Annotated in this window: 7 protein-coding genes; 5 read left to right on the forward strand and 2 right to left on the reverse strand. The window is 73.8% G+C overall.

Annotation, left to right across the window (positions count from 1 at the left end; genetic code table 11):
• Nucleotides 1-47 precede the first annotated feature (47 nt).
• The 3 genes from E1283_RS27350 (at nucleotide 48) to E1283_RS27360 (ending at nucleotide 4,380) form a co-directional block, all read left to right on the forward strand.
• A complete protein-coding gene (locus E1283_RS27350; RefSeq protein ID WP_132820835.1) occupies nucleotides 48-1,694 on the forward strand; it encodes a B12-binding domain-containing radical SAM protein in 1,647 nt (548 codons plus the stop codon).
• Nucleotides 1,695-1,811: 117 nt separating this feature from the next.
• Nucleotides 1,812-3,638: a hypothetical protein gene (locus tag E1283_RS27355; protein WP_132820836.1), complete on the forward strand. Its 1,827-nt coding sequence runs from the start codon at nucleotides 1,812-1,814 to the stop codon at nucleotides 3,636-3,638.
• Between the two features lie 211 nt (nucleotides 3,639-3,849).
• Entirely contained in the window at nucleotides 3,850-4,380 is a 531-nt protein-coding gene (locus E1283_RS27360) for a hypothetical protein (RefSeq protein WP_132820837.1), read from the forward strand.
• A gap of 28 nt (nucleotides 4,381-4,408) precedes the next feature.
• Here the strand turns inward: E1283_RS27360 and E1283_RS27365 are convergent, their stop codons facing one another.
• Together E1283_RS27365 and E1283_RS27370 are read right to left on the reverse strand one after the other, a co-directional pair.
• Nucleotides 4,409-5,515, reverse strand: coding sequence for an LLM class flavin-dependent oxidoreductase (locus tag E1283_RS27365; RefSeq protein ID WP_243745140.1), 1,107 nt, complete (start codon nucleotides 5,513-5,515; stop codon nucleotides 4,409-4,411).
• Nucleotides 5,516-5,647: 132 nt separating this feature from the next.
• Nucleotides 5,648-5,872, reverse strand: a complete 225-nt coding sequence (locus tag E1283_RS27370; RefSeq protein ID WP_132820839.1) for a hypothetical protein — start codon at nucleotides 5,870-5,872, stop codon at nucleotides 5,648-5,650.
• Between the two features lie 115 nt (nucleotides 5,873-5,987).
• Here E1283_RS27370 and E1283_RS27375 point away from each other — a divergent pair, with 115 nt between their 5' ends.
• Both E1283_RS27375 and E1283_RS27380 read left to right on the forward strand, forming a co-directional pair.
• Nucleotides 5,988-6,923, forward strand: coding sequence for a MarR family winged helix-turn-helix transcriptional regulator (locus E1283_RS27375; RefSeq protein WP_132820840.1), 936 nt, complete (start codon nucleotides 5,988-5,990; stop codon nucleotides 6,921-6,923).
• Nucleotides 6,924-7,042: 119 nt separating this feature from the next.
• Nucleotides 7,043-7,789: a Mut7-C RNAse domain-containing protein gene (locus tag E1283_RS27380; protein WP_132820841.1), complete on the forward strand. Its 747-nt coding sequence runs from the start codon at nucleotides 7,043-7,045 to the stop codon at nucleotides 7,787-7,789.
• Nucleotides 7,790-7,920: the final 131 nt, after the last annotated feature.

Consider the following 7,920-nt stretch of genomic DNA (forward strand, 5'->3'; position numbering starts at 1 on the left):
CCCCATCTCTCTCCCGCCAACCCCACCGCGCGCAAGGGGACTTTCCCGTGAACGTTCTCCTCATCTCAGGACTGGGGCCCGAGTTCCCCAACACCAGCCTCACCGCCGGCTCCGCCTTCGAGGCCCTCCGCGCCCCGGACGCCCACCGCGAAGGAACGCCAGGAGACGCGCTCGACCTGTCGGCCCTGCGGGTGCCCGTGGACGGGCGCCACGTCCCGGTGCTGCGGCCCCGCGCGGCGGCCCACCGGATCCGCGCCGTCTCCTCCGTCCGGCTCCAACACACCGAGCGCGACGACGCGTCGGCCGCCGCCCCGCACCTCACCACCTTCACCGTCAGCGCCATCCTGGAGGCGGCCGGCGTCGACCACGAGCTGTACCCCACCGAGGGCATCTGGAACGGCGGCCACCCGGAACCCGCGGGCCCCTTCGACGTGGTGCTGCTCTCCACCACCTTCATCTGGGACCACGCCACCATGGCCAGGGCGATCCGCTGGATCGAGGACCGGTACCCGAGCGCGACGCTCGTCCTCGGCGGCCAGTACAGCAACCTCAAGTTCCAACAGATCCTCGCCGCCCACCCGTTCGTCCGCCACGTGGTGCGCGGCGACGCCGAGGTGGCTCTCCCACGGCTGCTCGACGCGCTGCGCCGGGGCGAGCCGACCGGCGACATCCCCAACCTCGTCTGGCGGGACGGCGACACCGGCCGGATCCGGCTGACCGAGGTGCGGTACGCCGACCTGGAGGCGCTGCCGTCGCCCGCGCCCGGCGGCCGGTACCCGGTGATCCCCTACGAGTCGATGCGCGGCTGCCCGTTCAGCTGCAAGTACTGCTCGTTCCCCGCCGCCTCGCCCAAGTGGCGCTACAAGTCGGCCGAGAAGATCGCCGCCGACTTCGCCCGCTACCGCGACGAGCACGGCGCCCAGTACGTCAAGGCGCTCGACTCCACCTTCACCGTGCCGCCGACCCGGCTGCGCGCGCTGCTGCCGCTGCTGGCCGACGCCGGCCTGGCGTGGGAGGCGTACACCCGCGCCAACTCGCTCAAGGACCGGTCGGTCGTGGGAGCGTTGGAGGAGGCGCACTGCCGGGCGCTGGCCATCGGCTTCGAGTCGATGAACGACACCACGCTCGGCCACATGCGCAAGCAGGTGAAGGCGCAGGCCAACCGCACCGCGTTCGAGCTGCTTTCGGAGAGCTCCATCCACCACTGGATCTCGTTCATCGTCGGCTACCCGGGCGAGACCCCCGAACTCTTCGCGGACACCCGGGACTTCCTGGTGAACGAGTACGCCGGGCACTTCGCGCTCTACGTCTTCATGCTCAACGACGAGACCATGCCGGTCTGGCAGGACGCGGAACGGTTCCAGCTGGCGGTGTTCGACGCGGAAGGCGACGCGGACGAGTGGTCGCACGTCGGGATGGACAGCGCGACCGCCCGCCGGCTCCAGCGGGAGACGCTGCGGGACGTGCGGTGGAAGAACGACCGCGCGATCCAGCGCACCTGGCAGCACGAGTACGAACTCCCGCTGCTGCCGGGCCGGTCCACGGCCGAGAACGCGAGGGTGGAGAAGCTGGTCGACCGACTCGGCATGGCCGGCGCCGACTTCCCCGACCCGGTCGAGGTGGCCGACCGCCAGGCCGGGCTGCTCGCCGAGCTGGCCACCCACGGCGTCACCGCGACCGCCGCCGTCGGCTGACGCGCGGCCTTTCTCCCCGTGCACGACCCTTGTCCTGTCATCCGGACGAAACCTAGAGTGCCGCAAGCGCTTTCCAGCGCGCTCTCATGGGACTCCAGCAAGGGTGGTGGACCGGCCATGCCCATCGATCGCAGACGTTTCGTCGTGGGAACCGCCGTAGGAACGGCCGTCGGGACCGCGGCGGGGGTGGGGCCGGCGTTCGCCGGCACGCCCACCGCCGCCGCCGGCGGTACGGACGGCCGGGTCGACGAGGACCGCGCGTTCCTCGACCTGATCACGGCCGACGCCGACCGCCTGGTGCCCGAGGTGCTGGCCGCCCACCCCGGCGACCTGGTCAGCGTCAACGCGCGCCGCACCGCCCGCGCCATCCGCCGGCTCGCCGCCGCCTGGTCCTGGCAGCGCTCCGCCCACCACCACGACGAGACGCTGCTCACCCCGATGGCCGAGATGGCCGAGGCGCTGGCCGACTACCAGCACGACGACGGCCTGTTCGACCAGGGCAACCTGCACTCGCCGCCCGACACCGCGTTCAGCGTCGGCGACCTGTGCGTCGTGCTCACCGTGTTGGGCGAGGACGACGACCGGCGCACCGAGGGCGTACGGGCGACCGTGGGCCGGATCGTGCGGGCCGCCGGGCCGGCCATGGCCGAGGGCGGGGTGCACACCCCCAACCACCGGTGGAAGCTGTGCGGGGTGCTGGCCCAGGTCAACGCCCTCTTCCCGGACCGCCGTTACCCGCGCCGCATCGACCAGTGGCTGGCCGAGGGCATCGACCAGTACCCGGGCGGCCAGTACAGCGAGCGCAGCGCCACCTACGCGTCCGTCGTCACCGGCTATTCGCTGCTGACCGTGGCACGGCTCGCCGACCGGCCGGAACTGTACGAGAACGTCCGCCGCAACCTGCGCGTCACCCGCTACCTGCTGGAGCCCAACGGCGAGGTGGTGACCGTCCACTCGCGCCGCCAGGACCAGAACGCGCGACGGTCGATCGTCGACTACTGGCTGCTCTACCGGGAGCTCGCGGTGCACGACGGCGACCCCGAACTCGCCGCCGTCGCACGGGACATCGAGTCGCGGATCGCCCAACTCCCGGGCGGCGAGGACCCGACGGGCGACGCGCTGGCGCGCTACCTCAACCACCGCGAGCTGGCCGGTCGGTTGCCGGGATCACAACGGCCGCCCACCCGCTACGAGCACCACGACACCGACACGGCACTGGTGCGGCTGCGCCGCGACGGCCGCACCGTCACGATCTTCGGCGGGACGGACTTCGCCGAGATCCCGACGTTCGCCTCGGGGCTCTCCACCAACCCCACCTTCCTCGCCTTCCGCAAGGGCGCGGCGATCCTGGACTCGGTGCGGCTCGCCCCGCAGTTCTTCTCGCTCGGCCACTTCCGCGGCGAGGGCCTGGAGCGCGCCTCAGGCGGCGGCTGGCGGCTGCGCTCCCGGGTGCGGGCCGCCTACCACCTGCCGCTGCCGCCCCAACACCGGCGCCGCGACGGCGACTACGCGCTCACCGACGACCCGCGCTTCTGGTCGGCGCTGGACTTCCCCCACCGGCCCAAGACGTATCTGACGCTGCGCACCGAGGTGGTGGTCAGGGAGACGGGCGACGGCGTCGAGGTGTCGTTCCGGGTGGACGAGTCGGAGGTACCGCTGGCGATCGAGCTGGCGTTCCGGCCGGGCGGCGAGTTCACCGGGCCGGGGCTGACGGCCGTCCAGGGGCAGGCCGGCACCCACCAGTTGGTGTCCGGCGAGGCGAGCTACACGGTCGGCGACGACCGGATCACCTTCGGCCCCGGCAACGGCTCGGGCCCCGGCCAACCGCCGGTGGTCGACCCCGGCGAGCGCTACACCTGGCTCTCCGGCAGCCTCACCCCCACCGGCCCCCGCGTCCTGATCACCGGCCGCACGCCGTTCCACTACCGGCTCACCCTCCGGTGAGGCGGTGGCGCGGTGGCGCGGTGCTGCGGCCAGGCGGTGCGCGGTGACAGGGTGCCGCGGTGCCGTGGTGTCGCGGTGCCGTGGTGTCGCGGTGGCCGCTCGCTCGGCCGGGTACCGGGGAGAGTTGGCGGGAGTTGCCGCGAGCCCGCCCTGAATCCGGCCCGCTTGGGGCAGACTCGTTCGCAACGACGACGAGGCCGGGGGTTGCGAGATGTCGGAGGAGTCACGGGAGTCGGACGGTCTGGGCCGTCTCGTGGCGGAGCATCCGGTGGCGGGGCCGCCGAGCGGCGCGTTCACCGTCACCTCGCTGGTCGTCGGGCTGCTCGGGCTGGCGGTCGGCGTGCCCCTGCTGCTCCTCGGCTTCAGCGGGGAGAGCGGCTCACGGAGCAACTTCGTGGTGGGCCTCCCGCTGGGCGTCGGCCTCGCCGGGCTGCTGCTCGCCTGGCACGGCGCCCAGGGCGTGCGGCGGGCGCGCGAGGGCGAGGTGTTCGCGCTCCACGAGGGTGGTCTGGTGCACCGGCGCGGCTCCGCGACGACGGCGGTGCCGTGGACCGAGATCGACCGGGTGAAGGACACCGGCCGGGAGGGGCTGTTGTTCGCCCGCTACACCGGCCGGAACGTCAACTGCCGCATCCGGCTGCGGGACGGCCGCCGGCTGCGCCTCACCGGCTACACCCGGCAGGCCGCCGAGCTGAGCCGCGCGGTCCGCGAGGCCGCCGGCGCGGCGGGCCCCGCCCGGTAGCGCCGGCCGGCGCCCTCCCGCCGCCCCGTCAGCTCAACTCGTAGGCGTCCGCGATCAGTTCGTAGCTGCGGAGCCGGGCCTCCGGGGTGTGGACGTGCCCGGTGATCATCAACTCGTCGGCGCCGGTGCGGCGGGCCAGCTCGTCGAGGCCCTTGCGCACCGTGTCCGGCGTGCCGTGGACGACGTTGGACAGCCAGCCGTCGACCACCTCGCGCTCCACCGGCGCGTACGGGTAGGACTCGGCCTCCTCGGGCGTCGGGATCAGCCCCGGGCGGCCGGTGCGCAGCCGCAGCATGCTCAACGCGCCCGTCATCACCTGGCGTTCGACCTCGCGCTCGTCGTCGCCGGCCAGCGCGTTGACGCCGATCAGCGTGTAGGGCGCGTCCAGCACGGCGGACGGCCGGAAGGTCTGGCGGTAGAGCTCCAGCGCCGGAATGGTGTTGGCGGCCGAGAAGTGGTTGGCGAAGGCGAACGGCAGGCCGAGCCGGCCGGCGAGCTCGGCGCTGAAACCGGACGAGCCGAGCAGCCAGACCGGCGGCCGGCCCGGGCTCCGCGTCCCGCCGTCGACGCTGCCCTGCACCGGCCCCGGCACGGCGTGGATCCGGGAGTAGGGGTGGCCGTCGGGGAAGTCGTCGTCCAGGAAGCGGGTGAGCTCGGCGACCTGCTGCGGGAACTCGTCGGGCCCGTCCGTCCGGCCCCGGCGCAGCGCGGCTGCCGTGGCGCCGTCGGTGCCGGGCGCCCGGCCGAGGCCGAGATCGATCCGCCCCGGGGCCAGCGCCTCCAGGGTGCCGAACTGCTCGGCGACGGTGAGCGGGGCGTGGTTCGGCAGCATCACGCCGCCGGAGCCGAGCCTGATGCGCTCGGTGTGGGCGGCGAGGTTGGCCAGGATGACGGCCGGGGTGGAGCTGGCGACGCCGGGCATCGAGTGGTGCTCGGCCACCCAGAACCGGTGGTAGCCACGCCGTTCGGTGAGCCGGGCCAGCTCGGCGGTGGTGCGCAGCGCCTCGGCGGCGGTACGGCCGGCGCCGACGGTGGCCAGGTCGAGCACCGACAGCGCCACCGGCGCGAGCCCCCGGCGTACGCCCCTGATTCCGTCCGCCGCCCGTGCCACGTCCGTCTCGTCTCGTTCGGACACCGCTGCCCGCCTCCCTGCTCGCTGCCGCTCACCGTCGTTCGGTCCTCCTGGCGGCAACCAGGGCGGGGCGCGGATCATTCCGCGCCCCGCCCCGGTTCGTGCTCGGCAGCTCGTGGTCAGGGCAGCCCATGCTCAGGGCAGATACCGCTCGATGGCGGCCGGGCCCTCCTCCTCCAAGCGCTGCCGCGCCTCCTCCACCAGCTCGGGCGTGGGCTCGCGGCCGCTGAGGCGCACCAGATCCTCGGGATCGATGGGGCGCTCCGCACCCGTGTGCAGCAGGTGATCGGGCGTGGGCAGATCGTCCTCGGGCTGGGGTTCGGGCTGGGGTTCGGGCTTCGCGCGGGACTTGTCAGCCATGGCTACAACACCTCCCACCCTCCAGGTTAGGAGCCGCCGGGCGAGCCCGCGAACCGACGGGTCATGGCTCGGTAAAATTACTTGACTCGGGTCAACGATTGACCAGACTGAGGCCATGCAGCCTTCGGTGCGTCCGTCCCCCCTGGAGCAGCCCACCCCGGGGCAGCCCGCGCAGCACGACGTGGCGGCCGTCCGCCGGTTCAACCGCTACTTCACACGCCGCGTCGGCGTGCTCTCCGACCGTTACCTCGAACGGAACCGCCCGCTCGGGCAGGCCCGCCTGCTCTTCGAGATCGCGACCGCCACCACCCAGCGCGAGCTGCGCGAGCGGCTCGGCCTGGACGCCGGCCAGCTCAGCCGCATGCTGACGGCGCTGGAGAGCCAGAGCCTGGTCAGGACCCGCCCCGACCCGGCCGACCGGCGCCGCCGGCTGATCGAGCTGACGGCCAGGGGCCGGCGCGAGCTGGCCGAGCAGAACCGGCGCGCCGACGCGTTCGCCGCCGGGATCCTCAACGGCCTCACCGGCGACCAGCGGTCCCGGCTGCTCGACTCGCTGGGCACGGCGGAACGACTCCTTCGGCTCGCCGCGATCACCGTCGAGTCCCCCGTCGACCCGGCCACCGCCGAGGCGCGCTGGTGCCTCGACTCGTACGCGGCGGAGCTCGACGAGCGTTTCCCCGGCGGCTTCGACTCGTCGATCCTGGTCACCGCCGAGCAACTCTCGCCGCCGGCCGGCGCGTTCGTCCTCGCGCGCGACGACAACGGCCCGGTCGGCTGCGGCGCGGTCCGGAGCCTGGGCGACGGCGCCGGCGAGCTGCGGCACCTGTGGATCGCGCCGCACGCCCGCGGCCTCGGCCTCGGGCGCCGACTGCTGGCCGACCTCGAACGGCTGGCCGCCGACCTCGGCCACCGCGTCCTCCGGCTGAGCACCCACCCCACGCTGACCGAGGCCATCGCCCTCTACCGCGGCGCGGGCTACCGGGCCGTCGCCGACTACCCGGGGTTCGAGGACCCGCACGCCACCCTGTGCTTCGAGCGGGATCTGCCCTGAGCGCTCCGCTGGAATTCCGCTAACCCACCCGCGGGTGCGTCATGGCTGATCGCCCCCCCACGCGGCCAGACCGTCCGGGCGGGTACCTCCTGCACGGAGTGCTAGGGCAGGCTTGACGCGTGAGCTCCCTTCCCACGCGTCCCGAGATCCTGCTCCGCCTCGACCCCGAGCTTCGGTTCTTCGTCGCGGCGGCCCGGCGGTCCGAGGAGACCCGGGTCGCCGTCGACGGCGTCTCCTCGCTCGGCCACGTCGTGGAGTCCCTCGGCGTGCCGCTGACCGAGGCCGGCCCGCTGCTGGTCGACGGCCGCGAGGTGCCGAGGTCGCACGTGCCGGCGGACGGCGAGACGGTCGAGGTGGTCCCGGTCGAGCGCCCCCAGCGGGTGCCGGGCGCGCCGCTGCGTTTCCTGCTCGACGTCCACCTCGGCACGTTGGCCCGCCGGCTGCGGCTGCTCGGCGTCGACGCGGCCTACGAGTCCACCGACATCGGCGACGCGGCCCTGGCCGCCCGCTCGGCGGCCGAACGCCGCGTGCTCCTCTCCCGCGACCGCGGTCTGCTCCACCGCCGCGAGCTGTGGGCCGGCGCGTTCGTCCGCAGCGACCGGCCGGACGAACAACTCCGCGACATCCTCGGCCGGTTCGCCCCACGACTCGCCCCCTGGACCCGCTGCACCGCCTGCAACGGCACACTGCGCGCGGCCGACAAGGCCACCGTCGCCACCCGCCTGGAGGGCGGCACCCGCCGCACCTACGACGTCTTCGCCGAATGCGAGGCCTGCGGCCGCGTCTACTGGCGCGGCGCACACCACGCCCAACTCGCCGAGATCGTCGACCAGGCACTGGCGGAGTTCGGCGAGGACACGGCCTAGCGGACGGTGCCCGGGCCCGGCCGGCGGGAGACCGGCGACGGAACGGGTAGACCGACCCCAGCAAGCCGAGTCGACCGAAAGGTATCGAAAACCATGAGCCAGCGCCCCCCATCCCCCGAGATCCCCAAGCC

Origin of the sequence: Streptomyces hainanensis (assembly GCF_004348415.1) — a bacterium.
Taxonomy (GTDB): domain Bacteria; phylum Actinomycetota; class Actinomycetes; order Streptomycetales; family Streptomycetaceae; genus Streptomyces; species Streptomyces hainanensis.